This is a genomic window from Streptomyces sp. Z423-1 (genome assembly GCF_013009255.1).
GTDB classification, from domain to species: Bacteria; Actinomycetota; Actinomycetes; order Streptomycetales; family Streptomycetaceae; genus Streptomyces; species Streptomyces gossypiisoli.
Genome location: NZ_CP053109.1, coordinates 1,243,001 through 1,267,026, shown reverse-complemented (window position 1 = coordinate 1,267,026; position 24,026 = coordinate 1,243,001). Strand labels below are relative to the sequence as shown.

The window sequence follows — 24,026 nt, the reverse complement described above, 5'->3', positions numbered from 1 at the left end:
CCCCGGCCTCCGCCCGCCTCGAACGCGCCGCCCTACGCTTCCGCCTCCGACTCCGCCTGCGCCAGTCGCAGGGTCCGTTCCGCCAGTTCGCTGATCCGGACGCCGTCGAAGCCGAAGACCGCGCTGCGCACCGTGTCGTGGAGCGGCTCCTTCCACTGGACCGGGATCGCGTCCGCGCCGGTCAGTACGCCGGCCACCGAGCCCGCCGTGGCGCCGTTGGAGTCGGTGTCCAGACCGCCGCGGACGGTCAGCGCGAGCGTCCGCGTGAAGTCGCCGTCGCCGTACAGCAGCCCCGCGGTGAGCACGGCGGCGTTCGGGATCGTGTGGATCCAGCCCAGCCCGGCGGTCTCCTCGGCCACCGTGGTGAGCGTGTCCTCCCAGGTCATCCGGGTCTCGTGGAGCGAGATGACCCGGCGGACCGTGCGCGCCAGGCGGCTGCTCGCCGGAACGACGGCCAGCGCCTCGTCCAGGGCGTGCCGCACCGTGGGCGCGGTGAACGCCGCCGAGATCAGTGCCGCCGCCCACATCGCGCCGTAGACGCCGTTGCCGGTGTGCGAGAGCACCGCGTCCCGGCGGGCCAGCGCGGACGCGCGGCGGGGCGCGCCGGGGCAGGTCCAGCCGTAGATGTCGGCGCGGATCAGAGCGCCGATCCACTCCTGGTACGGGTTGTCGTACGTCGCCGTCAGCGGCGGCTTCAGGCCGCTCGCGAGGTTCCGGTACGCCGCCCGCTCGGCCGTGAAGGTCTGCAGATACGGCAGCCGCAGCAGCCACAGGTCGCCGACCTGCTCGGTGCTGAAGCCGAAGCCGTGGGTCTCCAGCAGGTCCAGGCCGAGGATCGCGTAGTCGACGTCGTCGTCACGGCAGCTGCCGTGGATACGGCCCCGGACGCACTGGCGCCACTCGGGACGCAGTTCGATGGCGGAGCCGCCGGGCGGCGGCTCGGGGAAGTAGTCGGTGAGGGGCAGGGCGGAGGCCTGCCGCAGGTAGTCGTCGATACGGTCCCGCGTCCACAGGTCGCCCTGCTCGACCGGTTTGCCCAGCATGTTGCCCGCGATCCGGCCCAGCCAGCCCCCCAGGACGCGGTCGGCGAGCTCTGGCTCGGTGCCCACAGGGGTCATGGTTCCGGTTTACCCACTTCCGGCCACCGTCACAGGCCCTCCTCAGCCGCTCGCCGGGGGATTCCGGGGACCGGGCAGGGGCATGACGGCGGGGGTGTCCTGCGGTTAAGGTCGCAGCGGCGCGACTGGCCCTGACGTGCGCGGGGCCCGGAAAGCAAGGGGATGACAAGGTGGCTGACGCTGTGGACGGCGCCCGCGGGGTGCTCATCGCCGCGGACAAGTTCAAGGGGTCGCTGACGGCCGTACAGGTCGCCGAGCGGGTCACGGCCGGGCTGCGCCGCGTCGTGCCGGACCTCGCCGTGGAGGCGCTGCCCGTGGCCGACGGCGGCGACGGGACCGTGGACGCGGCGGTCGCGGCCGGGTTCGAGCGGCGTGAGGTACGGGTCGCGGGGCCCCTTGGGCAGGAGGTGACGGCCGCGTTCGCGCTGCGCGGCGACACCGCGGTCGTGGAGATGGCCGAGGCGAGCGGGTTGCAGCGGCTGCCGGCCGGGGTCTTCGCGCCGCTGACGGCGTCCACGTACGGGTCCGGGGAGCTGCTGCGGGCCGCCCTGGACGCCGGGGCGCGCACGATCGTCTTCGGGGTCGGGGGCAGTGCGACCACGGACGGCGGCGCGGGGATGCTGTCCGCGCTCGGGGCGCGGTTCCTGACGGCCGACGGGGAGCCGGTGACGCCGGGCGGCGGGGGGCTGGGCGAGCTGGCCTCCGCGGACCTGTCGGGGCTGGACGCGCGGCTTTCTTCGGTGGAGCTGGTGCTGGCCAGCGATGTCGACAATCCGCTGACCGGGCCGAAGGGCGCTCCCGCGGTGTACGGACCGCAGAAGGGGGCCTCGCCGGACGACGTGGCGACCCTGGACGCGGCGCTGGGGCACTTCGCGAAGGTGCTGGAGGAGGCCGTGGGGCCGAAGGCGGCGGAGTACGCCGGGGAGCCGGGGGCCGGTGCGGCGGGTGGTATCGGGTACGGCGCCCTGCTGATCGGCGCCCGCTTCCGGCCCGGCATCGAGGTCATGCTCGACGTGCTGGGTTTCGCGCCCGCCCTGGAGCGCGCGGACCTGGTGATCACCGGCGAGGGCTCGCTGGACGAGCAGACCCTGCACGGCAAGGCCCCGGCGGGCGTCGCCGCGGCGGCCCGGGCGGCGGGCAAGGAGGTCGTCGCGGTGTGCGGGCGGCTCGCGCTGGCACCGGAGGCGCTGGGGCGGGCGGGTATCCGCCGGGCTTACCCGCTGACGGAGGTCGAGCCGGACGTGGCGAAGTGCATCGCGGACGCCGGTCCGATCCTGGAGCGGGTGGCGGAGCGGATCGCGCGGGACTTCCTGGCCTGAGGCCGATCATCCAGCCCGTCCGGCGTTTGAGGACGATGCCCGTTCAGGGCCGAAGCGGGGGCCTGGGGGCGGCAGCACCCAGTAGCGCCCGCACCAACACCGGACACGCACAAAGCGAAGGGCCCCGAACCAACCCGGTCCGGGGCCCCACCCAGCGGAGCGCTACGGCAACTGCGCCGCCCGCGCCTCCCGCCGGTTGTCGCGGAAGTTGTTCACCCGGCGGGCCGTGGCGAACAGCGGTATCACCGCGCCCATGACCAGCTGCAGCGCGCAGCCCGTCTGCAGCAGCAGCTGGCCGCTGGGGGCGCCGAAGGCCCAGGCCACCAGCAGGCCCATGCTGAGCACGATCCAGCAGAGCATCGCGCCGGCCAGGCGGCCCCGCGGCTTGGGGTACTCGACGCGGCTCACCATCAGCCACGCGGTGCCCAGGATCGCCAGCAGCGTCGCCACGAACGGCAGCTCCAACAGCACGATCGCGACGACGGTCAGCGCGCCGAAGGGGCTCGGCATGCCCTGGAACATGCCGTTCGTCGGCGTCACACAGGAGAATCTCGCGAGTCTCAGCACCACGGCGAGCAGAACGACGATCGCGCCGACCGCCGCCACCCGCTGGTGCGCGTCGTCGGCGACCATGCCGTAGACCAGGACGAAGTACGCCGGGGCCAGGCCGAAGCTGATCAGGTCCGAGAGGTTGTCCAGCTCGGCGCCCATGGGGGAGGAGCGCAGCTTGCGCGCGACCAGTCCGTCGAACAGGTCGAAGACCGCGGCGCAGAGCATGAGGATGACCGCCGTGGCCGCGCTGTGGCGGGCCATGCCGGTCTCCTGGCTGCCGGTGAGGTGCGGGATCAGGATGCCGGTGGTGGTGAAGTACACCGCCATGAAGCCGCAGGTGGCGTTGCCCAGGGTGAGGGTGTCCGCTATCGAGAGGCGCAGAGAGAGGGGCATCTCCTCCTCTTCGTCCTCCGTCGCCGCCTCCGGGACCCAGCCCGGCTGCGTCCCGGGATCAGTCACGGTCAATGCGAGTCACCCCAGCCACGGTCTTCTGGCCGACCTCCACCGCGACCTCGACGCCCTCCGGCAGGTAGAGGTCGACGCGCGAGCCGAAGCGGATCAGGCCGATCCGCTCGCCCTGCTCGACCTTGGTGCCCTGCGGGATGTAGGGGACGATACGGCGGGCCACGGCGCCGGCGATCTGGATCATCTCGATGTCACCGAGCTCGGTGTCGAAGTGCCACACGACCCGCTCGTTGTTCTCGCTCTCCTTGTTGAAAGCAGGAACGAAACCGCCCGGGACGTGCTCGACCGACGTCACGGTGCCGGCCAGGGGAGCGCGGTTGACGTGGACGTTGAGCGGGCTCATGAAGATCGCGACCCGGGTGCGTCCGTCCTTCCACGGCATGATGCTCTGCACCACACCGTCGGCCGGGGAAATGACCCGGCCCTGGGCGATCTCACGCTCGGGGTCGCGGAAGAACCACAGCATCCCCGCCGCGAGCGCGGTGGCGGGGACGGCGACGGCCTTCGCCGCGCCGGAGCGGCGCGCGCGGACCAGGCTGAGGGCTGCGGTGGCGACGGTCGGCAGAAGCCACGGCGATGCTCCGCGCGCGAGGCGTACGCCGACCAGGCTGTCGCGAGGTGCAGAGGTTTGGCTGTGGGGCATGGATGACCTTCGTAGCGGATGATGCCGCTTCTGACGGGGGACGGCGGCTTTCCGGCGATCGTAGCGGCTAAGCGCCACAACTGGGTAAGTCAGGAAGCCGAGTCGACGGCCGGAGAGCGCCTACGGGGTGTGATCTTCTTCTCGAAGAAAACACCCCGTTTCCAGACATTCAGCCCTGGAACCGATACTCTTCGAGCAGCCTTCGGCCAATGATCATTTTCTGGATCTCGGCGGTACCTTCACCGATCAGCAGCATCGGGGCCTCGCGGTAGAGGCGCTCGATCTCGTACTCCTTGGAGAAGCCGTAGCCGCCATGGATCCGGAAGGCATCCTCCACGACCTCCTTGCAGTACTCGGAGGCGAGGTACTTCGCCATCCCGGCCTCAAGGTCGTTTCGCTCCCCGGAGTCCTTTTTGCGTGCCGCGTTGACCATCATGGCATGCGCGGCCTCGACCTTGGTAGCCATCTCGGCGAGCTTGAACTGGATCGCCTGGTGCTGCGCGATCGGCTTGCCGAAAGTGTGACGCTGCTGGGCGTACTGGACGCCGAGCTCGAACGCACGCTGAGCGACGCCGCAGCCACGCGCCGCCACATTGACGCGGCCGACTTCCACGCCGTCCATCATCTGGTAAAAACCGCGGCCGGTCACCCCGCCGAGCACGCGATCGGCCGGAATCCGCAGGCCGTCCATGATGAGCTCGGTGGTGTCGACGCCCTTGTAGCCCATCTTGTCGATCTTGCCCGGGATGGTCAGACCGGGACGGACCTCACCGAAGCCGGGTTCCTTCTCGACCAGGAACGTGGTCATCGACTTGTGCGGCGCGGTGCCCTCGGGGTGACCTTCGTCACTTCGCACCAGAACGGCGACGAGGGACGACGTGCCCCCGTTGGTCAGCCACATCTTCTGACCGTTCAGGATGAACTCATCCCCGTCGCGGACCGCCTTCGACGTGATCGCCGACACATCGGAGCCGAGCCCCGGCTCCGACATCGAGAAGGCGCCACGGATCTCACCGGCCGCCATCTTCGGCAGGAAGTAGTCCTTCTGCTCCTGCGTGCCGTGCTGCTTGAGCATGTACGCCACGATGAAGTGCGTGTTGATGATGCCGGACACCGACATCCAGCCGCGGGCGATCTCCTCGACGCAGAGGGCGTACGTCAGGAGCGACTCGCCCAGACCCCCGTACTCCTCGGGGATCATCAGGCCGAACAGGCCCAACTCCTTGAGGCCGTCGACGATCGCCTGCGGGTACTCGTCGCGGTGCTCCAGCTCGGTGGCGACCGGGAGGATCTCCTTGTCCACGAAGTCCCGGACGGTGGAGAGGATCTCCTGCTGGATGTCGGTCAGACCGGCGGTCTGGGCGAGTCGCGCCATGGCTACTTCTCCTGCTGCTTCAGCTCCGGGCGGCCGGGCTGCTCGCCGCCGCGCTCCTTGATGTACGTCTCGGTCGGCACCATCACCTTGCGGCGGAACACGCACACGAGCGTGCCGTCCTGCTTGTAGCCCTTGGTCTCGACGTAGACGATCCCGCGGTCGTTCTTCGACTTCGACGGCCACTTGTCCAGCACGGTCGTCTCGCCGTAGATCGTGTCGCCGTGGAAGGTCGGCGCCACGTGCTTGAGCGACTCGATCTCCAGGTTGGCGATCGCCTTGCCGGAGATGTCCGGGACGGACATGCCGAGCAGCAGCGAGTAGATGTAGTTCCCGACGACGACGTTCTTGCCGAAGTCCGTCGTCTTCTCCGCATAGTTGGTGTCCATGTGGAGCGGGTGGTGGTTCATGGTGAGGAGACAGAACAGGTGGTCGTCGTACTCGGTGACCGTCTTGCCCGGCCAGTGCTTGTACGTCGCCCCGACCTCGAACTCCTCGTAGGTCCGTCCGAACTGCATGGCCGTCACGCCTCCGGGATCTCGAACGTGCTGGTGCGCTGCATACCGGCGGCGCGTCCCTTGCCCGCGATGACCAGCGCCATCTTGCGGCTGGCCTCGTCGATCATCTCGTCGCCGAGCATCGCGGAGCCCTTCTTGCCGCCCGCCTCGGACGTGTAGTAGTCGTACGCGTCCAGGATCAGCTCGGCGTGGTCGTAGTCCTCCTGCGACGGCGAGAAGATCTCGTTGGACGCCTCGACCTGGCCCGGGTGCAGCACCCACTTGCCGTCGAAGCCGAGGGCGGCGGCGCGCTGGGCGACCTCGCGGTAGCCTTCGACGTTGCGGATCTGCAGGTAGGGGCCGTCGATCGCCTGGAGGTTGTTGGCGCGGGCGGCCATCAGGATCTTCATCAGGATGTAGTGGTAGGCGTCCGCCGGGTAGCCGGGCGGCTGCTCGCCCACGACCAGCGACTTCATGTTGATCGACGCCATGAAGTCGGCCGGGCCGAAGATGATCGTCTCGATGCGCGGCGAGGCCTGCGCGATCTCGTTGACGTTGTTCAGGCCCTGCGCGTTCTCGATCTGCGCCTCGATGCCGATCCGCCCGACCTCGAAGCCCATGGTCTTCTCGATCTGGGTGAGCAGGAGGTCGAGCGCGACGATCTGCTGGGCGTCCTGCACCTTGGGCAGCATGATGCAGTCCAGGTTCGGGCCCGCACCCTCGACGACCGTCACGACATCACGGTACGTCCACTCGGTCGTCCAGTCGTTGACGCGCACGACCCTCGTCTTGCCCGTCCAGTCGCCCTCGTTGAGGAACTTGACGATGGTGTGCCGCGCCTCCGGCTTGGCGAGCGGCGCGCACGCGTCCTCCAGGTCCAGGAAGACCTGGTCGGCCGGGAGGCCCTGCGCCTTCTCCAGGAAGCGGGGGTTCGAGCCCGGTACCGCCAGGCAGGAACGCCGGGGACGAAGGCGGTTGACCGTGGTCATGCGGGGACCTCCAGGGGGTCGAGCTTGTTCGCTGTGCGGATCTCGTCGACGATACGGCCGATGATCCCGGTGATGTCGAAGTCCTTCGGTGTGAAGACCGCGGCCACTCCGGCGGCCCTGAGCTGCTCGGCGTCGCCGTTCGGGATGATCCCGCCGGCGATCACCGGGATGTCGGTCGCACCGGCCTCGCGCAGCCGGTCCAGCACGTCCGGGACCAGCTGGGCGTGCGAGCCGGAGAGGATCGACAGGCCGACCGCGTGCACGTCCTCGGCGAGGGCGGCGTCCACGATCTGCTCGGGCGTCAGCCGGATGCCCTGGTAGACGACCTCGAAGCCGGCGTCACGCGCGCGGACGGCGATCTGCTCGGCGCCGTTGGAGTGCCCGTCCAGGCCCGGCTTGCCGACCAGGAAGCGCAGCTTGCCGACGCCGAGGTCCTGGGCCGTCGCGTCCACCTTGCGGCGCACCTGGGACATGGCGCTGCCCTCCTCGGCCGGGACGGCCACCGGCGCCGACGACACGCCCGTCGGCGCGCGGAACTCGCCGAACACCTCGCGCAGGGCCCCCGCCCACTCGCCGGTCGTGACCCCGGCGCGGGCGCACTCCAGGGTGGCCTCCATGAGGTTGCCGGTGCCCTTGGCGGCCTCCTTCAGGCGCTCCAGCGCCTTGCAGGGGCGGGGGTGGTTGAAGGGCGGCTGGTAGCGGGTGTCGCGCCAGTTCTGCAGCGAGGCGATGACCCGGGCCTCGACCGCCGGGTCGACCGTCTGGATCGCGGTGTCCAGGTCGGCGGTCAGCGGGTTCGGCTCGGTGGTCTCGAAGATGTTGACGCCGACGATCTTCTCGTCGCCGGACTCGATCCGCGCCCGGCGCTCCGCGTGCGAGGCGACCAGCTGCGACTTGAGGTAGCCGGACTCGACGGCGGCCATCGCGCCGCCCATCTCCTGTATGCGGTCGATCTCGGCGAGGGACTCCTCGACGAGTTCGCTCACCTTCGCCTCGATCACCTTCGAGCCCTCGAAGATGTCGTCGTACTCCAGCAGGTCGCTCTCGTGCGCGAGGACCTGCTGGATGCGCAGGGACCACTGCTGGTCCCAGGGGCGGGGCAGGCCCAGCGCCTCGTTCCAGGCGGGCAGCTGCACGGCACGCGCGCGTGCGTCCTTCGAGAGGGTCACGGCCAGCATTTCGAGGACGATCCGCTGGACGTTGTTCTCCGGCTGCGCCTCGGTCAGGCCGAGAGAGTTGACCTGGACGCCGTAGCGGAAGCGGCGGTGCTTGGGGTTCTCGATGCCGTACCGCTCGTGCGTGACCTTGTCCCAGATGCGGCCGAACGCCCGCATCTTGCACATCTCCTCGATGAACCGGACGCCCGCGTTGACGAAGAACGAGATGCGGGCGACGACATCGCCCTTGCGGTCCTCGGGGACCTGGCCGGAGGCGAACACCGCGTCGAGCACGGCGATCGCGGTGGACATCGCGTACGCGATCTCCTGTACCGGAGTGGCGCCCGCCTCCTGCAGGTGGTAGCTGCAGATGTTGATCGGGTTCCACTTCGGGATGTTGTTGACCGTGTACGCGATCATGTCCGTCGTCAGCCGGAGCGAGGGCCCCGGCGGGAACACATGCGTCCCGCGCGAGAGGTACTCCTTGACGATGTCGTTCTGGGTCGTGCCCTGGAGCTTGGTGATGTCCGCGCCCTGCTCCTCCGCGACGACCTGGTAGAGCGCCAGCAGCCACATGGCCGTGGCGTTGATGGTCATCGAGGTGTTCATCTGCTCCAGGGGGATGTCCTGGAACAGCCGGCGCATGTCACCGAGGTGCCCGATCGGCACGCCGACCCGGCCGACCTCGCCGCGGGCGAGGATGTGGTCGGAGTCGTAGCCGGTCTGCGTCGGCAGGTCGAACGCCACCGACAGACCCGTCTGACCCTTGGCGAGGTTGCGCCGGTACAACTCGTTGGACGCCTCGGCCGTGGAGTGACCGGCGTAGGTGCGCATGAGCCACGGCCGGTCCTTCTGACGCTCAGTCATGCATCGCTCCTCAGATGTTCCGGAAGCGGTTGATGGCGTCGAGGTGCTGGGCGCGCATCTCGTGGTCGCGCACGCCGAGACCCTCCTCGGGCGCCAGGCACAGCACACCGACCTTGCCCTGGTGGGCGTTGCGGTGGACGTCGTGGGCGGCCTGGCCGGTCTCCTCCAGCGGGTAGACCTTCGACAGCGTCGGGTGGATCTTGCCCTTGGCGATGAGGCGGTTGGCCTCCCAGGCCTCGCGGTAGTTGGCGAAGTGGGAGCCGATGATCCGCTTCAGGGACATCCACAGGTAGCGGTTGTCGTACTGGTGGTCGTACCCGGAGGTCGAGGCGCAGGTGACGATGGTGCCGCCCTTGCGGGTGACGTACACGCTGGCGCCGAAGGTCTCGCGGCCCGGGTGCTCGAAGACGATGTCGACGTCCTCGCCGCCGGTCAGCTCACGGATGCGCTTGCCGAACCGCTTCCACTCCCTGGGGTCCTGGGTGTGCTCGTCCTTCCAGAACTTGTAGTCCTCGGCGGTGCGGTCGATGATCAGCTCGGCGCCCATCTTCCGGCAGATCTCGGCCTTCTGCTCGCTGGAGACGACACAGATGGGGGTCGCCCCGCCCGCGAGCGCGAACTGCGTGGCGTAGGAGCCGAGTCCGCCGCTCGCGCCCCAGACGAGGACGTTGTCGCCCTGCTTCATCTGGGCGCCGTTGCGGGAGACCAGCTGGCGGTACGCGGTGGAGTTGACCAGGCCCGGGGCGGCGGCCTCCTCCCACGACAGGTGGGCGGGCTTGGGCATCAGCTGGTTGGACTTCACCAGCGCGATCTCGGCGAGGCCGCCGAAGTTGGTCTCGAAGCCCCAGATGCGCTGCTCGGGGTCGAGCATGGTGTCGTTGTGGCCGTCGCTGGACTCCAGCTCGACCGACAGGCAGTGCGCCACGACCTCGTCGCCGGGCTTCCAGGAGTTGACGCCCGGGCCGGTGCGCAGGACGACGCCCGCGAGGTCGGAGCCGATGATGTGGTACGGCAGATCGTGGCGCTTGGTGAGCTCGGAGAGCCTGCCGTAGCGCTCCAGGAACCCGAAGGTGGACAGCGGCTCGAAGATCGAGGTCCACACCGAGTTGTAGTTCACCGAGGAGGCCATGACGGCCACCAGGGCCTCGCCGGGGCCGAGTTCCGGCACCGGCACCTCGTCCAGGTGGATCGACTTGCGGGGGTCCTTGTCGCGGGTCGCGAGGCCCGCGAACATCTCCGTCTCGTCCTTGTGCACGGTGATCGCGCGGTACGACTCGGGGAGCGGCAGAGCGGCGAAGTCGGCCGGCGTGGATTCGGGCGACTGGATCGCGTCCAGGATGTCCTTCACGGTCACGGTGTTGCCTCCGGCGGTGTGCGCCCTTGAGGGAAGGGCGCTGAGGGTTACGTCGGTGCTGCTGAGGGATGAGGGTTGCCGTCGGTTCGGCGGGTGGTGCTGGGTTCGGCAGCGCTTTGTGGCGCGGGAGGTTGCCTGTGACGCAGGCGTCCGGGCGCGCAGGCCATCGGCTTGCGGGGACAGCCGGCGTACGAAAGGTCGCTGCACGCCGGCCGCCCGGACTCCTTCAACGTATGACACCGCGTGTCAGCTGACAAGGCACTGAGTGCCAGAACTTGCTCTCAGATGAAATCTTTACGTAACAAATGAGCGATGATCGATCGAATGCCGTCTCGGAAGGCGTCGAAAAAGGGTGCTGACATGGCAAAACGGCCACCCGGGCGGGTGGCCGTTCTCACAGGGTGCGGGGGCGCTCAGCGCTCCTTGAGCGCCTCCTCGATGGTCCGCATGACCTCGTCCAGCGGGACGTCCGTGCGGGCGACCGTCACCAGCACCTCGCCCTGCGTCGAGACCGACGCGGGGGCCGGCTTCGGCGCCGCGGCACGCCCTATCCCGATGCCCGCCCCGAACGTCTTGCGCACGATCGCGAAGGCGTGGTCCAGCTGCGCCTCCACGTCCCCCTGGCCGCCCGCGCGCAGCCAGCGCCGCAGCACGTGGTTGTGGGCCGTGACGACGGCGGAGGCGGCGACCTCGGCGAGCAGCGGGTCGTCGTTGGCGTCGTCGTCGTGCGCGTGCTCGTCGAAGTGGCCGAGCAGATAGCGGGTGAACAGGCGCTCGTAGCGGGCCACCGAGGCGATCTCGGCCTCGCGCAGGGTGGGCACCTCGCGGGTGAGCTTGTAGCGGGCGACCGAGATCTCCGGCCGGGCCGCGTACATCTTCATGACTTCCTTGATCCCCCGGCACACCGTGTCGAGCGGGTGCTCGTGCGCGGGTGCCGCGTTCAGCACCGCCTCGGCCCGGATCAGGGTGTCGTCGTGGTCGGGGAAGATCGCCTCTTCCTTGGAGCGGAAGTGGCGGAAGAAGGTGCGGCGGGCGACCCCGGCCTGGGCCGCGATCTCGTCGACGGTGGTCGCCTCGTAGCCCTTGGTCGCGAACAGCTCCATGGCCGCGGCCGCCAGTTCCCGGCGCATTTTGAGCCGTTGGGCGGCGGCGCGACTGCCCGCGGCGCTCTCCGGCGCGTCGGGCGTGGCTGGTGTACGTGAGGACTTGGCGGGCTGGGGCATGCCCCGAACGTACTGCATGCGCGCAGTTCGATGCGCAGGTCGGGGGTTTCCCCCGCCCCCGAGAGGCGGGGGAGAACCAGCGGGGTCGAGCAGTCCGCCCCACTCCGCACCTGCCGTGAACCAGTCGCCGGGCCGGTCAGCGGCGGGCATATTCGCGGAAGCCGCGGCCCGTCTTGCGGCCGAGGCAGCCCGCGGCCACCAGGTGCTCCAGCAGGGGCGCCGGGGCCAGGCCCGGGTCGCGGAACTCGCGGTGCAGCACCTTCTCGATGGCCAGCGAGACGTCCAGGCCGACCACGTCCAGCAGCTCGAAGGGGCCCATCGGGTAGCCGCCGCCCAGCTTCATCGCGGCGTCGATGTCGTCGAGGGACGCGTAGTGGTCCTGGACCATCTTGATCGCGTTGTTCAGGTACGGGAAGAGCAGGGCGTTGACGATGAAGCCCGCCCGGTCGCCGCAGTCGACGGCATGCTTCCTGATCTTGCCGCAGACCTCGCGGACCGTGGCGTGGACGTCGTCGGCGGTCAGCACCGTGCGGACGACCTCGACCAGCTTCATCGCCGGCGCCGGGTTGAAGAAGTGCATACCGATGACGTCCTGGGGACGCGAGGTGGCGCGGGCACAGGCGACGACCGGCAGCGACGAGGTGGTCGTGGCCAGCACCGCGCCCGGCTTGCAGACCTTGTCCAGCGCCGCGAACAGCTGCCGCTTGACCTCCAGGTCCTCGGCCACCGCCTCGACCGCCAGATCGACGTCGGCGAAGGCGTCGTACGAGCCCGCCGGGGTGATCCGGTCCAGCGTCTGCGCCGCCGCCTCGGCGGTCAGCCGGCCCTTGTCGACGGAGCGCGACAGCGACTTGCCGATGCGGGCCTTGGCGGCCTGCGCCTTCTCCTCGCTGCGGGCGGCGAGGACGACGTCGTACCCGGCCTTGGCGAACACCTCGGCGATGCCGGACGCCATGGTGCCGGAGCCCGCGACACCGACCGAGCGGACCGGGCGGCCGGGGACCTGGAGGTCACCGGAGAGGGGGGTTTGGGCGTCCCCGACGACGGTGGCGCTGCCCGGAGCCTCGTAGGTGTAGAAGCCGCGGCCCGACTTGCGCCCCGTCAGGCCCGCCTCGCTGAGCTGCTTCAGGATCGGCGCGGGGGCGTGCAGCCGGTCGCCGGACGCGGCGTACATGGCCTCCAGGACCGTGCGCGCGGTGTCGATGCCGATCAGGTCGAGCAGGGCCAGCGGGCCCATGGGCAGACCGCAGCCGAGCCGCATCGCGGCGTCGATGTCCTCACGGGAGGCGTACTTCGCCTCGTACATCGCGGCGGCCTGGTTGAGGTAGCCGAACAGCAGTCCGTCGGCGACGAATCCGGGCCGGTCGCCGACCGCCACGGGCTCCTTGCCGAGCTGGATCGCGAGGTCCGTGACCGCGGCGACGGCCTGCGGCGCGGTGAGCACCGAGGAGACCACCTCGACCAGCCGCATCGCCGGCGCCGGGTTGAAGAAGTGCAGGCCCAGCACGCGCTCCGGCCGGGCCGAGTCGGCGGCCAGCCGCGTGACGGACAGGGCGTTGGTGCCGGTCGCCAGGATCGTCTCCGGGCGCACGATGCCGTCCAGCTCGCGGAAGATCTGCTGCTTGAGCTCGTACGACTCCGGCGCCACCTCGATCACCAGGTCGGCGTCGGCCGCCGCGCGCAGGTCGGTGGAGGTGCGGACGCGGGCGAGGGCCTCCGCACGCTCCTCCTCGGTCAGGCGGCCGCGCTCGACGGCGCGGGCGGTGGAGGACTCCAGGGTGGCGACGCAGCGCACCGCCTGGGCCTCGCTGATGTCGATACCGACGACCTCGCGGCCGGCCTTGGCCAGGACTTCGGCGATGCCGGTGCCCATGGTGCCGAGGCCGACGACGGCAATGGTCTTGAGCGGGGACAGAGGGCTGTCGGACTGGGGAGTGGCCATCGCGGGACTCCTGGAATTGAGGGTGACGACTGGAAACGCGCCCGGGTGCGCCCAGGGGCGCACCGGGTGCGTGAGGAGTGCGGGTGGTGCCGGGCTGCTGGCGCACACGCCCGGGACCGTCGCTGCGGACGTGCACACGTCCGAGGAACGGTGATGACCGACCGGCCCTGTCCCGTGGCCGAGTCGTACTGCGGTACCTGGTGTACCGAACCGACTGCTCTCACAACGGCTGCGTCACCAGGCCGTCGCGAGCAGGGATGCGAGCGGGTAACTCGCTCGTCTGAGCTTAACTTGCGGGTAACGAGCGCGCCAGTCCTTTGTCTTTGTGATGTAGGTCCCTTGGGCCGAGATCGTTTGTACGCTCGCGTCATGGACGAAGAGTTGCGATCGCTCACGGAGCGCTTACGGCGGGAGTCCGGGGGTTCCGTGGAGTACGAGCGGCTGGCGGGGACCGGGGATCACGACGAACTGGCCGGAGTGCTCACCGCGCCCGGGCAGCCGCTGTGGGCCAGGGAGTTGGCCGCGTTCCGGCTGGGCCTCGCGGGCGACCGGCGGGCCTTCGAATCCCTCGTCCTCCTGCTCAACCACCGCGATCCACCGCGCTGCGCCTCCGCCGCCCACGCCCTCGCCCGGCTCGGCGACCCACGCACCGCCCGCGCGGCGGCCGCCCTCGCGACGAACGAACTGCGGGTGGCTTATGCCCTGCACCCCGTGCGTCTGCTCGTGGAGCTGCGGGCCCCCGAGTCCGTACCCGCCCTGATCACGACACTGCAACGCCGCCTCCGTCCGCACGACCCGTACCGCCGCGTGGCCCTCGCGTGCGTGGAAGGCCTGGGGGAGCTGGGGGACACCCGGGCCAGGCCGGTACTGAACGAGGCCCTGGCGCACCCGGCGCTGGCGGAGGCCGCGGTGGCGGCACTGGCGCGGATTCCTGGGCGGGGGCGGGGCTGAGGGGCGGGGGCAGGGGCAGGGCAGGGGTGAGGGGCAGGGCTGAGGGACAGGGGCAGGGGGTGAGGGGCAGCGGCGTGGTGCGGGAGGTATGTCAGTGCTGGGTGCCCTCCCCGGCGTCCGTCAACTCCCGCGCGTACCGCACCTCCGGCACCTCCACCCCCTCCACCTCGAACGGCTCCTGCGCCCCGTCCGCCGTGAAGCCCGCCCGTTCGTAGAAGTGCCGCGCGGGGGCGTTGTCCCTGAGGACCCACAGCAGCATGCGCGGGTGACCGGCGGCCCGGCAGCGGCGTACCGACTCCTTCAGCAGGGCGTGCCCGATGCCCTCGCCGTACCGCTCGGGGTCCACGTAGATCGCGTACAACTCGGCGTCCGACGTGCGCACTTCGCCGTCCCGGTACGGGCCGTGGCAGGCCCAGCCGACGACCTCTCCCTCGCGCTCGGCGACCAGGTTCACCACGCTGCCGTCGCCCTGCCCGAAGCGGGCGCGGTGGCGTGCGGCGTCCTCCGGGACGCTCAGCGCGTCGAGGTAGGACTGCGGCATCAGCCCCCGGTACGCGGTCCGCCAGCCGCCGACGCGGATCTCGGCCACGCGCTCGCAGTCGTCGACCGTCAGCTCCCGGATGTGCACCCCCGTCATGCGGCCACCACCGCGAACGCCTCGATCTCCATCAGGTACTCGGGGCGGACCAGCCCGGCGACCTGCACGGCCGAGGCGGCCGGGAGACGGTCGTCGGGTATGTGCTCGGCACGGGCCGCACGGATCGCGGGCATGTGGGCCATGTCCGTGACGAAGTAGGTGAGCTTGATGACGTCGTCGAAGGTGGCTCCGGCCGCCGCCAGGCAGCGGCGCAGGTTCTCGAAGACCTGGCGGGCCTGGGCGGCCGGGTCGCCCGCGCCGACCAGTTCGCCGCGCTCGTCGAGCGGGAGCTGCCCGGCGACGGCGACGAAACGGCCGGTGCCCATGACGACGTGCGCGTACTGCGCGGCGGCGGCGACCCCGTCGGGGGCGGGGATCCTGGTCGGCTCACTCATGCGTCCATGGTGGACCATGGGTCTGACAACGCCCCCGACGGGCCGTCACCTCACGGTTCAGCCACGGAAGCCCAGCAGCCCGTGCAGCGTCGAGCCCCGCGAGTCCCCGGCCACCTTCGCGGTCAGCGGCTTGGGGTCGGGCAGCGCCGCGCACACCGCGTCGGCCTCGCCGCGACCGCGCGGCACCGTGCCGTCGGTCAGATAGGCCGCCAGGTGCTCGTCCAGGCAGGCGTTGCCGCTCAGCGTGATGCCGTGATTGCCGCCGTTCTCCTCGACCACCAGGCTGGAGCCGCGCAGCAGCCGGCGGACCGTCGCACCGCCCTGGTACGGCGTGGCCGCGTCGTGTGTCGCCTGGAACAGCAGGACCGGCGGCAACTGGCTGTTGGCCACGTTCACCGGCCGCAGCGAGCTGGTCGGCCAGAACGCGCAGGGCGCGTTGTACCAGGCGTTGTTCCAGGTCATGAACGGTGCCTCGGCGTGCGCCGCCCAGTTGTCCTTGCGCCACTGCTGCCAGTCACGCGGCCAGCCGGTGTCCCGGCACTGCACCGAGGTGTAGATGCTGTAGCCGTTCTCCCCGGCGGCGTCGACCGCGCCGAAGTTGTCGTACGCCTCGACCAGCGGGGCGGGGTCCTTGTCGTTGAGGTATGCGGCGAACGCCTCGGCGAGGTACGGCCAGTAGCCGTTGTAGTAGCCGCCGGGCAGGAACGTGTCCTCCAGTTCGGCCGGGCCCACCGCGCCGTCCGCGGGCCGCTTCGCCAGCGCCGCCCGCATCGCGTACCACTTGGCCTCGACCTGCTCCGGGTCGCTTCCCAGCCGGTACGTGCCGTCGTGCTTCGCGACCCACGCCATGAAGGCCCGGTGCCGGTCGTTGAAGGCGTGGTCCTGCGCGAGGTTGTTGTCGTACCAGACGCCGGTGGGGTCGACGACCGAGTCGAGGACCATGCGCCGCACGCGGTCCGGATGCAGCTTGGCGTAGACCGCGCCGAGGTAGGTGCCGTACGAGTAGCCGAAGTAGTTGATCCGCGGTGCGCCGAGGGCGCGCCGGATCCAGTCGATGTCCTGCGCGGCGCTCAGCGTGTCGAGGTACGGCAGCTCGCGCGCGTACTTCTTGCCGCAGGCCTCGGCGAAGGTCTTCGCGCGCGTGAGGTTGGCCCGCTCGACCGCCGGGCTGGATGGCACGGAGTCGGGGCGTACGGGGTTGACGTGGCCGGGATCGCAGTTCAGCGCCGGTTTGCTCGCGCCGACGCCGCGCGGGTCGAAGCCGATGACGTCGTACTGGGCCGCCACCGCCTTGGGCAGCGTGGCGGCGACGAACCCGGCGAGGGTCAGACCGCTGCCGCCGGGGCCGCCGGGGTTGACCAGCAGCGGGCCCTGGTACTTCTTCGCGGTGTGCGGGACGCGGGACAGGGCGAGGGTGATCTTCCGCCCGTCCGGGTTCGCGTGGTCGAGCGGTACCTGCACGGACGCGCACTGGAGTGTCGGATAGTCGGCGGTGCCGCACTCATTCCAGGTCGGCTTCGCGAGGTGCGGGGCGCTCGCCTGAGCGGGGACGGCCGTGAACGTCCCGGCCACCACGAGGGCGGCGCCGCACAGCGCGGCTGCACGTTTCTTCATGGGGTCCTCCCAGGACGGAGGGTCGCGGACCGCGAGTCCCGCGGTCCTCGCCGCATCGTCCCGAAAAGAGCACCCGGAGGAATGCGTTCTGCCAGTTCTTGACCCGATTGGGTCGCGAGGTGCGCTAGAACGCTCTCAGATCAGCGACAGTTGGGTCTGCTCGGGCATCGCCGGTGGGGCAGGCTCCGGCTCCCGGATCCGGCGGGGCATCCCCGCGCGCGTGGGGCCGATGCCGTACTCCTGGGCCGGCTCGTGCACCTGACGGGTGATCCGGCGTTGGTACCCCTTCAGGGTCATGGGATGGCGGCCGCCGACTCTGGGCGCGTGGGTGCCTACCGGTCGACTCGTGTAGTTCCGGATTACTACACTGCGGTGCTTCAGTGATGACGGGGGTTGGGCCGATGGAAGAGGTACAGGACAGCCTCCGCAACGGGCTGTACTGGTGCGCGCTGTTCTCGGTGATCTTGCTGCCGGTCGGATACGCAACCGGGTTGTGGGTGTGGGTCGCCCTGGGCTATGCGGCGATCATCGGCGTCAGCGTGATCGTGGGCGTGGTGTTGGCCCTCGACGGCTGGGTGCTGACGGTAGCGGCCTTCCTGTTGTGGCTGCTCGTCCTGGGAGTCGGAGTGGGCCTGGTTGCCTTCGGGGTGCACGCCATCGTGACGTTCGAGCCGTACTGCACTCCGTCCGAGACGGTCGACTGCCGCCTGCTGCTCAACGGGCAGGACGTGGGCGAGGCGAGCGTGGCCGACCAGCGCAGGAGCATGGTCACCGACTCGTTGGTGCCGATCGGGGGCGGGGCGGCGATCGCCATTGCCGCGCTGGTCTTCGGAGCTGCGCGCGTGCGCGACCGTGCCCCACTGGCTAGGTACTTGTTCCGCCGCCGGTGAATCTTTGGTGCAGCGCGGGGTGTTCGGTCAGGTGCCGTCGTTCATGCGGTTGAGCAGTGCTCGGGCCTCGGCGGTGCGGTGGTGGTCCGGACCGAAGGCGGTCAGACAGGCGTCGTGGGCAGCCACGGCCTGGGAGCGGGCCTCGGTGTGACGGCCCAGCCCCAGGAGGGCGGTGGCCACGGCCAGTTCGACGGCGCCGGTCTCCGGGCCACGCTGCTCCTCGGGCAGGCCGCGGCGCAACTCGTCGGCGCGCCCCGCCTCGTCGAGAGCCTCTTCATGACGGGCCTGACCGTTGAGGCTGCGTGCCAGACCGAGCCGAAGGGCGAGGGTGAGTCGGTCCGAAAGGGGTGGAGCAGCGAGCGCCTCCCGGGCAAGCGCCTCGGCCTCCGGCCCTGCCCGTTGAGCGCGTAGATCATTCCGATGCGAGCGGCCGCCACGATGAGCGGCATCTCCGGCCCTGTGCCGAAGCCCGCGGTACGGGCGACGGCCGCGCACTCCACCTCGCCTTCGGCGTGCCGACCGAGGACGATCAGCGTCTGGGGGTCCGACCGAAGTTTCAGGGTCTGCCAGTGTTCGGCGCCGAAGGTCCTGCCGAAGACGGGAAGCAAGGCGTCGTATGCGGCGAGGGCCTCGGTGTGGCGGCCCTGGGCGCTGGTCGCGGCCGCCGCGATGCTCAGCGCCCGCGGTGCGCAACTGTCGTCGGGCAGTCGGAACGGGGTTGCGGCCAGGGCACGGGCCTCGGTCTCCGCCTGGGCATAGCGCCCGGCACCGTAGAGGGCCGTGACCCGGCTCAGGGGGGGATGTTGTCGTGTGCCCGGCGCCGTTTCGGCCACGTGGCCGGAAGAGTTTCATACACGGAGGGTACGAACGCAGCGCACGCCCGTTCGAGGAAGGGGGTGAGATTTGACCGAGTAATAGTCAAGACCTGTGGATCACGTGGCGCGTGGACAGGCTCTCGGTGTTTCAAGGGGGGGCCGGGGGCGAGGTGCGGTGCCACGCGGGTGAGCCCCGGCAGGTGGCGCCGGGGCTCACTAGGAGTGGTGTGTCAGCGGTCCATCAGGACGAACACGCCCCACCCGAGGTATTCGCGCTGGTACCTGGCGTGCTGGACGGGTGCCGCAGCGAGTTCCGCACGCATTTCGTCGGCGAGGTCGTCGTCGGGGTTGGCATCGAGCCAGCGTCGGATGTTGAGCCACTGTGCCGCGACGTACCGGTCCCAGCTGTCCTGATCGGCAAGGACCATCTCGACGACATCACAGCCCAGGGCCCTGAACTGTTCGAGCAGTGCTGGCAGCGGGAGCAGGTCGTCCTTGCGGGCCATGTGACAGCCCTCGACGGCGGCTTGGTCCTCAGGCTCGCGGCGCCAGTACGGTTCGCCGATCAGCAGAATGCCGCCGGGAACGAGACTGCGCCGCAGGAGTTCGACGGTACCCGCCACGCCAGAGCCGATCCAGGTGGCGCCGACGCAGGCGGCGATGCCGACGGGATCGTCGGCGACATGGCCCGAGGCGTCCGAATGCACGAAGCCGACTCGGTCGGCAACGCCCAGCTCCACGGCCCGCCCGCGGGCGGCGTCGATGAAGACGGTGCTGATGTCCACCCCGGTGCCGGCCACACCGTGGTCCCGGGCCCAGGTGCACAGCATCTCGCCCTTGCCGCAGGCGAGGTCGAGCATGCGGGTGCCCGGCGACGGGCTGATGGCCTGACCCAGGATGGTCAGTTTCTCGCTGGTGAACGGGTTGCAGATGCGATGGCTGCTCTCGCGGATGGTGAAGCTACGTGGCAGATCCACTACAAGGGTTCCTTCGGTCCGTGGAGGTCAGAACGGCTGGGCAGTGCGGCCGACGGGAGTTGGCCACGAGTACCTGGACCGTCATCAAATGCACCTCTTCGGACGTGTGAAGGCTGGGACCGGTGGAGGGTACGGCCGCTGAGATCGCCGTGTCCATCGCATTTCACGTCCTGCCAGCACGCGCCTCCACGGCAGTGAGCGCAAGGCGGCGAACAGGTCGGGCTGGTTGGCCTTGACCAGGAAGAGGTAGTGCGCCTGTTTCTGCCCGACGAGGAAGCGGGCGTGAGCGGTCTGGGTGTGCAGGGCATCGGCGGTCACCACGACGTCGCGCAGGTCGAACGGCGCGAGCAGGGCGGCGAAGCACGTGATCTCGTTCGTCTTGTCCGGCACCGGCTACCTGAAGGGGGCTTGGGCGCCTTCGACGCTTATGAAAGCGCTGTCCTGCCCCTCCTTTCCGAGTATGGAGGGCGTCTTGAGCGCCGACTGCGCACTCTGAACGATCAGGTCGAGGCCCACCTCATAACCTTTCCCGCCAGCGAGGATCTCGCTGCCTACCGGGCGGATCCCCGGCCTTCTGCCGCTGCACCACTGCTGGAGTCGTCTGGGGCAGCGGTCGAACTGCTCGCGGTGCGCGACGCTTAGATGTGGCGCGGATCAGGGTGCGGTCATGGTCGGCGGTTCGGGCGTTCGTCCCAGCGGTGAGTCGTCCATGCCCGCCGGATCAGACTGCGCACAGTGATGACCGCGTCGGCGAGGTCGAAGAAGGCGTCGACGACGGTGGCGCGCCGCTCGTAGCAGCGGGCGAACCGGTAGAAGGCGTTCTGCCAGGCGTGGGTACGTTTGACGTGCCAACGCTGACTGGCCTGGATGGGCGCCGCCTCGCCCTTGTGCGCGATGCGTCCGTGCAGGCCGCGTTCGTCGAGCACAGCGCGGGTCTTGTCCGAGTCGTAGCCGGCGTCCAGGTGCGCGGTGAAGTCCTCGGGCAACGGGCCCAGCTCGTCCAGACGGTCCAGGGTCGGGGCGAGCAGCGGGGAGTCGTGGCGGTTGGCGCCGGCCAGGACACGGCCCAGCGGAATGCCGTATCCGTCCGTCATGCCCGAGCGTTTCCAGTTTCCCGTTCGACGGTTGGGGCGGTACAGCGCAGGCCAGGCTGCTCGGCATGAAGCCGAAAATGGAGCGGATCGTCGCATGGATGATCGTGGCCGTCGTGCATAACGCAAAGCGGATCGCGGTCGGCGTGATCATTGCCCTCGTGATCGTCGGGTATGCACTGCTCTTGTGGCGAGGCCCTTGGTGGATCGACGGCGCGCACCTCCGCACCAGGAACCTCCAGCCCGCCGACGGTGTCGTCATCACAGGCGTCCGTACTGCTCTCGTTGCCTTGGGTGCCGGAGCCGTCGCGGCACGCTCTAATCGGGGCCCATGGTCAGATACGGAGTCCCCTACCTAACGGAGCGGCAGGAGCGCATCGTCCAGTGCATCCGAAAGTGGATCAGCGAGCACGGGGAGGCACCGACCGTCGTGGAGATCGGCCAGGCGGTCGGGCTGCGCAGCCGCGCGTCCGTTCACGAGCAGCTGGTGAAGATCGAGGAGAAGGGCGCCATCGTCCGTGAGCCTGGACGCGCGCGTGGCATTCGGCTCGCCGGGTGACTACCCGGCATCTGCGTTCTATGTATTGCCCTTCCGGCCATCGTGGCGCATTGTTATCGCCTCATCGCCTCATCGCCTCACCGGCGCCCCCTTCTGGGTACCGGCGCCTCCCGGGGGCGGTGGGGCGCCCCTTTCACGCGAGGCAACGCAGGGGCGCTGTATCAGGCCTCGGCCGCGGAATCCCCCGTCGGCGGCCGGGGCCCGAGACACCGCGGGCCTTACGGTCTGATGACCGCAAGGCCCGTAGCCGGTACGCCCGTTGCCACCATCTGGTGCTATCCCAGCGGTACCTTGGCGAAGGTTTCCCACTCGTACATGCAGTTGTCGCGGTGGATCACGATGAGTTCCGCACTGGAGATCCGGGCCCGGGCGGGTGTCGCGTCGTTCTCGGCGAGGGCCTGCGCAATCGGATCCGCAGGGTCGTCGCTGGCGCTGTAGGCGACGGAGACGTGCGGGGTGAACCCTTCGGCTTTCTCGGGGACGTTGCCGAGGACCTCGCCGATGGCTGCGCGGATGGAGTCCCTGACGGCTCGAACCGGCCCGTCCGGGTGGACGTGCAGCAGTACGGCTTCCGGATCAAGGACTGCTGGTCCGATCCCCAGGTCGAAGGCGGGCACGCTGGCCAGGCGGAGGCGCGCGGCTTCGGCGATCGCGTGGACGGCGGCTTCCTTGACCTCGCCCACGAAGCCGATGCCCTGCATGGTCAGGTGAAGCCACTGATCAGGGATGGGGGTGAGGATGTCTCCGAGGGGCGCGAGCGCGGATCGGTACTCGGCGGCGAGCCGGTGCACGTCGTCCTGGCCCTCGAAGGTGAGGTGCCAAGTGTAGAAGCGGCGTCCCACGCTCCAGCCTGGCCGCCACCACCAATGGTTCCGCATCGTCTCGGGTTGAGTCGTCATAGCCCGAGATCAAATCAGGCGGAGCCTTCTCCTGGCGAGAGCGCAAGGTGGCGCGGAGCCGAGTCCAAGCAGAAGTCCTCGATGGCCGCTCGTAGGCCGATGGCTGCCTTTCCGTTCCTGTGCGGCTGTGTAGTGCCGAGGGGCAGTTCGCCCAGTCGTCGGGTAACAGGCGCGAGGCGGTGATCAGGTGGAAGGGCAAGCACGGGCGCGAGCGCTTCGAAGGCACCTTCGGCTTCACCGACGCTGAGGTGCGCTGCCGCTTTGCTGATGTGGATCTGGGCCTCGGTGCCGTAGGCCCGTACGGGCTGGGCCGCCAGTAGGGCGAGAGCGTGGTCGGCGGCGTGCAGGGCGTCGACCGATCGGCCGACGCGGAGTTGAACGGCTGCGGCGTAGTTCTCCTGGCGTGCGGGGGCGCAGGAGAAGATTCCCCCGATGTCGTCCTCTCCACTCAAGGTGTCGCGGGCTTCGTTGGCGCGGGCGAGGGCCGCCTGTGATTCGTCTTCGGCTCCGAGTTGGGACCAAGCGTCGGCCTCCTGGCAGGCCAGGAGCACGGAGACAGTGCCGGAGGGGCGGCATGTGGCGCCGCGCCGGGCGTAGTTGATGGCGTCGCGCAATCGCCCGTCCCAGAACGCCACCTTCGACCGGGTGGACAGGACCCAGGCGCGCAGGTCGTTGTGTCCGGACAGTTCGGCGCACAGCCACGCCGTGCGGCCTTGGGTGTCCGCGTCCCGGAGGTGTCCGAGGTCGGAGGACATCCATGCGAGCAGCCCGCACAGGTAGCCGGCCGCCATGTATAGGTCTGCGGACTGGCGTGGGTACTGGTGGCCTTCGAGGAGGGTGAAGACCCGGTCGCGCTGGGCGCGTGTGCGGATGAAGAGTGGGATCGGGTCTGAGGTGAGGTAGTCGGCGGCGAGCGCTCTGGTGTCGGCCATGAGTTGTTCGAGCGCGATGTCACCGACGTTGGAGGACTCCGCCCATTGGGCCCACGTGGCGGACTCATCCGCGGCCAGGCGTACCAGTTCGCTGCCGGTTGGCTCCCGCGCTTCAGTTGCGGGAGCGAGTACGACGGGCGATGAGACCGGGGCAGGCAGCGGCTGGCTGAGCATGCGCAGATCGGCATCAGGAAGCGCCCGCCGGTCGTCCAGGTCGAGGAGGTCTTCCACGCGGCATGCGAAGGCGTCCGACATGGCGAGCAGAACGGCGAGAGTAGGACGTCGCGAAGACGGCCCTGGCCACTTCTCCCATTTGCCCACCAGGGAGGCATCGGCTGCGACGACCTGGCCAGCTCGATCGCTGCTGGCCTGGGTGAAGCGATCTGCCGCTTCCTGGAGAGTCCAGCCGTGGGCGTGCCGCCACGCCTCCCTGGGACGCATGCGATAACGGGCGCGCATCTCGATGGCGATGTCGGCGATGGTGCATCCGGCGGCGGTCATGTCGTGGCGGAGGGCATCCCGGTCTGCCTTGGAACCGGGCTTGGGGCGGTCGTTCATGGGCGGGCTCCCTGCGCGGCGTCGTGAACTCACCGTAGCGATGCGATCGCTGAACTGGGTGGCATCTGGCGGAGGTTGAGCCGACGCAGCGCCCAAGGCCTTGTCCAATTCTGGTCGTCGTGCCAGGTCAGTCCGGTGTGCAGTGTCCAGAAAAGTTGGGCACCGCCGCCCGTGACGCTACGTGCCTCTCTTGGAACTGTAGGAGACCAG

23 protein-coding genes and 1 pseudogene are annotated in these 24,026 nt (G+C 69.8%); 5 read left to right on the top strand and 19 right to left on the bottom strand.

What is annotated here, in order from left to right; all coding sequences use genetic code 11:
* Positions 1-32 precede the first annotated feature (32 nt).
* Entirely contained in the window at positions 33-1,118 is a 1,086-nt protein-coding gene (locus tag HJD23_RS05855) for an ADP-ribosylglycohydrolase family protein (RefSeq protein ID WP_171109407.1), read from the bottom strand.
* Positions 1,119-1,300: 182 nt separating this feature from the next.
* Here HJD23_RS05855 and HJD23_RS05850 point away from each other — a divergent pair, with 182 nt between their 5' ends.
* A complete protein-coding gene (locus HJD23_RS05850; protein WP_171111523.1) occupies positions 1,301-2,437 on the top strand; it encodes a glycerate kinase in 1,137 nt (378 codons plus the stop codon).
* A 162-nt stretch (positions 2,438-2,599) separates the two neighbouring features.
* Here the strand turns inward: HJD23_RS05850 and pssA are convergent, their stop codons facing one another.
* The 9 genes from pssA to HJD23_RS05805 all read right to left on the bottom strand — a co-directional run bounded on the left by pssA (position 2,600) and on the right by HJD23_RS05805 (position 13,498).
* Entirely contained in the window at positions 2,600-3,382 is a 783-nt protein-coding gene (gene pssA, locus HJD23_RS05845) for a CDP-diacylglycerol--serine O-phosphatidyltransferase (protein WP_171111524.1), read from the bottom strand.
* A 58-nt stretch (positions 3,383-3,440) separates the two neighbouring features.
* Positions 3,441-4,097 (bottom strand): phosphatidylserine decarboxylase, encoded by a 657-nt coding sequence (locus tag HJD23_RS05840; RefSeq protein ID WP_171109408.1) that lies wholly within the window; start codon positions 4,095-4,097, stop codon positions 3,441-3,443.
* A 169-nt stretch (positions 4,098-4,266) separates the two neighbouring features.
* Positions 4,267-5,472 carry an acyl-CoA dehydrogenase family protein gene (locus tag HJD23_RS05835; protein ID WP_171109409.1) on the bottom strand — a complete coding sequence of 402 codons (1,206 nt, stop codon included), beginning with the start codon at positions 5,470-5,472 and terminating at the stop codon, positions 4,267-4,269.
* A 2-nt stretch (positions 5,473-5,474) separates the two neighbouring features.
* Positions 5,475-5,987 (bottom strand): MaoC family dehydratase, encoded by a 513-nt coding sequence (locus HJD23_RS05830; RefSeq protein ID WP_019757884.1) that lies wholly within the window; start codon positions 5,985-5,987, stop codon positions 5,475-5,477.
* 5 nt (positions 5,988-5,992) lie between these two features.
* Positions 5,993-6,955 (bottom strand): CoA ester lyase, encoded by a 963-nt coding sequence (locus HJD23_RS05825; RefSeq protein WP_171109410.1) that lies wholly within the window; start codon positions 6,953-6,955, stop codon positions 5,993-5,995.
* Positions 6,952-8,979 carry a protein meaA gene (locus tag HJD23_RS05820; protein WP_171109411.1) on the bottom strand — a complete coding sequence of 676 codons (2,028 nt, stop codon included), beginning with the start codon at positions 8,977-8,979 and terminating at the stop codon, positions 6,952-6,954. Before HJD23_RS05820 ends, HJD23_RS05825 begins: the two co-directional genes overlap by 4 nt.
* A 10-nt stretch (positions 8,980-8,989) precedes the next feature.
* Complete coding sequence (gene ccrA, locus HJD23_RS05815) at positions 8,990-10,327, bottom strand: crotonyl-CoA carboxylase/reductase (protein WP_171111526.1); 1,338 nt, start codon at positions 10,325-10,327, stop codon at positions 8,990-8,992.
* Positions 10,328-10,746: 419 nt separating this feature from the next.
* Positions 10,747-11,556 (bottom strand): TetR family transcriptional regulator, encoded by an 810-nt coding sequence (locus tag HJD23_RS05810; RefSeq protein ID WP_232108077.1) that lies wholly within the window; start codon positions 11,554-11,556, stop codon positions 10,747-10,749.
* A gap of 136 nt (positions 11,557-11,692) precedes the next feature.
* Positions 11,693-13,498 carry a 3-hydroxyacyl-CoA dehydrogenase gene (locus HJD23_RS05805; protein ID WP_171109413.1) on the bottom strand — a complete coding sequence of 602 codons (1,806 nt, stop codon included), beginning with the start codon at positions 13,496-13,498 and terminating at the stop codon, positions 11,693-11,695.
* Between the two features lie 369 nt (positions 13,499-13,867).
* Between HJD23_RS05805 and HJD23_RS05800 the strand changes: the two genes are divergently transcribed.
* Positions 13,868-14,449, top strand: a complete 582-nt coding sequence (locus HJD23_RS05800; protein ID WP_171109414.1) for an adenylosuccinate lyase — start codon at positions 13,868-13,870, stop codon at positions 14,447-14,449.
* Positions 14,450-14,540: 91 nt separating this feature from the next.
* Here the strand turns inward: HJD23_RS05800 and HJD23_RS05795 are convergent, their stop codons facing one another.
* The 4 genes and pseudogenes from HJD23_RS05795 to HJD23_RS05780 form a co-directional block, all read right to left on the bottom strand.
* Positions 14,541-15,086, bottom strand: a complete 546-nt coding sequence (locus HJD23_RS05795) for a GNAT family N-acetyltransferase (protein ID WP_171109415.1) — start codon at positions 15,084-15,086, stop codon at positions 14,541-14,543.
* Positions 15,083-15,481, bottom strand: coding sequence for a RidA family protein (locus tag HJD23_RS05790; protein WP_171109416.1), 399 nt, complete (start codon positions 15,479-15,481; stop codon positions 15,083-15,085). The genes HJD23_RS05795 and HJD23_RS05790 overlap by 4 nt, the downstream gene beginning before the upstream one ends.
* A 57-nt stretch (positions 15,482-15,538) precedes the next feature.
* On the bottom strand, positions 15,539-17,095 hold the full coding sequence (locus tag HJD23_RS05785) for an alpha/beta hydrolase (RefSeq protein ID WP_171133990.1): 1,557 nt from the start codon (positions 17,093-17,095) through the stop codon (positions 15,539-15,541).
* 135 nt (positions 17,096-17,230) lie between these two features.
* Positions 17,231-17,383 (bottom strand): annotated as a pseudogene (locus HJD23_RS05780) (radical SAM protein); the annotation flags it as partial.
* A gap of 113 nt (positions 17,384-17,496) precedes the next feature.
* On the opposite strand from HJD23_RS05780, the gene HJD23_RS05775 reads away from it, so the two are divergent.
* On the top strand, positions 17,497-17,985 hold the full coding sequence (locus HJD23_RS05775; RefSeq protein ID WP_171109418.1) for a hypothetical protein: 489 nt from the start codon (positions 17,497-17,499) through the stop codon (positions 17,983-17,985).
* A 27-nt stretch (positions 17,986-18,012) separates the two neighbouring features.
* Here HJD23_RS05775 and HJD23_RS43465 read toward each other — a convergent pair whose 3' ends face one another.
* Positions 18,013-18,225 carry a hypothetical protein gene (locus HJD23_RS43465; protein WP_232108076.1) on the bottom strand — a complete coding sequence of 71 codons (213 nt, stop codon included), beginning with the start codon at positions 18,223-18,225 and terminating at the stop codon, positions 18,013-18,015.
* An 805-nt stretch (positions 18,226-19,030) separates the two neighbouring features.
* Entirely contained in the window at positions 19,031-19,777 is a 747-nt protein-coding gene (locus tag HJD23_RS05765) for a class I SAM-dependent methyltransferase (protein WP_171109419.1), read from the bottom strand.
* Positions 19,778-20,026: 249 nt separating this feature from the next.
* Here HJD23_RS05765 and HJD23_RS42990 point away from each other — a divergent pair, with 249 nt between their 5' ends.
* Positions 20,027-20,419: a hypothetical protein gene (locus HJD23_RS42990; protein ID WP_197973238.1), complete on the top strand. Its 393-nt coding sequence runs from the start codon at positions 20,027-20,029 to the stop codon at positions 20,417-20,419.
* A 23-nt stretch (positions 20,420-20,442) separates the two neighbouring features.
* On the opposite strand, the gene HJD23_RS05755 is transcribed toward HJD23_RS42990, so the two are convergent.
* Positions 20,443-20,967 (bottom strand): transposase, encoded by a 525-nt coding sequence (locus HJD23_RS05755; protein ID WP_269475825.1) that lies wholly within the window; start codon positions 20,965-20,967, stop codon positions 20,443-20,445.
* Positions 20,968-21,199: 232 nt separating this feature from the next.
* On the opposite strand from HJD23_RS05755, the gene HJD23_RS05750 reads away from it, so the two are divergent.
* Positions 21,200-21,427 carry a hypothetical protein gene (locus HJD23_RS05750; protein WP_171109420.1) on the top strand — a complete coding sequence of 76 codons (228 nt, stop codon included), beginning with the start codon at positions 21,200-21,202 and terminating at the stop codon, positions 21,425-21,427.
* Between the two features lie 275 nt (positions 21,428-21,702).
* Here the strand turns inward: HJD23_RS05750 and HJD23_RS05745 are convergent, their stop codons facing one another.
* Positions 21,703-22,326 (bottom strand): 2'-5' RNA ligase family protein, encoded by a 624-nt coding sequence (locus tag HJD23_RS05745; RefSeq protein WP_240980638.1) that lies wholly within the window; start codon positions 22,324-22,326, stop codon positions 21,703-21,705.
* A gap of 14 nt (positions 22,327-22,340) precedes the next feature.
* Complete coding sequence (locus HJD23_RS05740) at positions 22,341-23,816, bottom strand: XRE family transcriptional regulator (protein WP_240980637.1); 1,476 nt, start codon at positions 23,814-23,816, stop codon at positions 22,341-22,343.
* Positions 23,817-24,026 lie beyond the last annotated feature (210 nt).

Bases quoted from the DNA above. Each gene is read 5' to 3' on its own strand.
- HJD23_RS05800 (WP_171109414.1), top strand. From the start codon at position 13,868: ATGGACGAAGAGTTGCGATCGCTCACGGAGCGCTTACGGCGGGAGTCC.
- HJD23_RS05755 (WP_269475825.1), bottom strand. From the start codon at position 20,967: ATGCGACGATCCGCTCCATTTTCGGCTTCATGCCGAGCAGCCTGGCCT.
- HJD23_RS05795 (WP_171109415.1), bottom strand. From the start codon at position 15,086: ATGACGGGGGTGCACATCCGGGAGCTGACGGTCGACGACTGCGAGCGC.
- HJD23_RS05835 (WP_171109409.1), bottom strand. From the start codon at position 5,472: ATGGCGCGACTCGCCCAGACCGCCGGTCTGACCGACATCCAGCAGGAG.
- HJD23_RS05790 (WP_171109416.1), bottom strand. From the start codon at position 15,481: ATGAGTGAGCCGACCAGGATCCCCGCCCCCGACGGGGTCGCCGCCGCC.
- HJD23_RS05750 (WP_171109420.1), top strand. From the start codon at position 21,200: ATGGTCAGATACGGAGTCCCCTACCTAACGGAGCGGCAGGAGCGCATC.
- HJD23_RS05855 (WP_171109407.1), bottom strand. From the start codon at position 1,118: ATGACCCCTGTGGGCACCGAGCCAGAGCTCGCCGACCGCGTCCTGGGG.
- HJD23_RS05775 (WP_171109418.1), top strand. From the start codon at position 17,497: ATGGAAGAGGTACAGGACAGCCTCCGCAACGGGCTGTACTGGTGCGCG.
- HJD23_RS05825 (WP_171109410.1), bottom strand. From the start codon at position 6,955: ATGACCACGGTCAACCGCCTTCGTCCCCGGCGTTCCTGCCTGGCGGTA.
- HJD23_RS05740 (WP_240980637.1), bottom strand. From the start codon at position 23,816: ATGAACGACCGCCCCAAGCCCGGTTCCAAGGCAGACCGGGATGCCCTC.
- pssA (WP_171111524.1), bottom strand. From the start codon at position 3,382: ATGCCCCTCTCTCTGCGCCTCTCGATAGCGGACACCCTCACCCTGGGC.
- HJD23_RS05830 (WP_019757884.1), bottom strand. From the start codon at position 5,987: ATGCAGTTCGGACGGACCTACGAGGAGTTCGAGGTCGGGGCGACGTAC.
- HJD23_RS05810 (WP_232108077.1), bottom strand. From the start codon at position 11,556: ATGCCCCAGCCCGCCAAGTCCTCACGTACACCAGCCACGCCCGACGCG.
- HJD23_RS05785 (WP_171133990.1), bottom strand. From the start codon at position 17,095: ATGAAGAAACGTGCAGCCGCGCTGTGCGGCGCCGCCCTCGTGGTGGCC.
- HJD23_RS05820 (WP_171109411.1), bottom strand. From the start codon at position 8,979: ATGACTGAGCGTCAGAAGGACCGGCCGTGGCTCATGCGCACCTACGCC.
- HJD23_RS05745 (WP_240980638.1), bottom strand. From the start codon at position 22,326: ATGACGACTCAACCCGAGACGATGCGGAACCATTGGTGGTGGCGGCCA.
- HJD23_RS05840 (WP_171109408.1), bottom strand. From the start codon at position 4,097: ATGCCCCACAGCCAAACCTCTGCACCTCGCGACAGCCTGGTCGGCGTA.
- HJD23_RS05805 (WP_171109413.1), bottom strand. From the start codon at position 13,498: ATGGCCACTCCCCAGTCCGACAGCCCTCTGTCCCCGCTCAAGACCATT.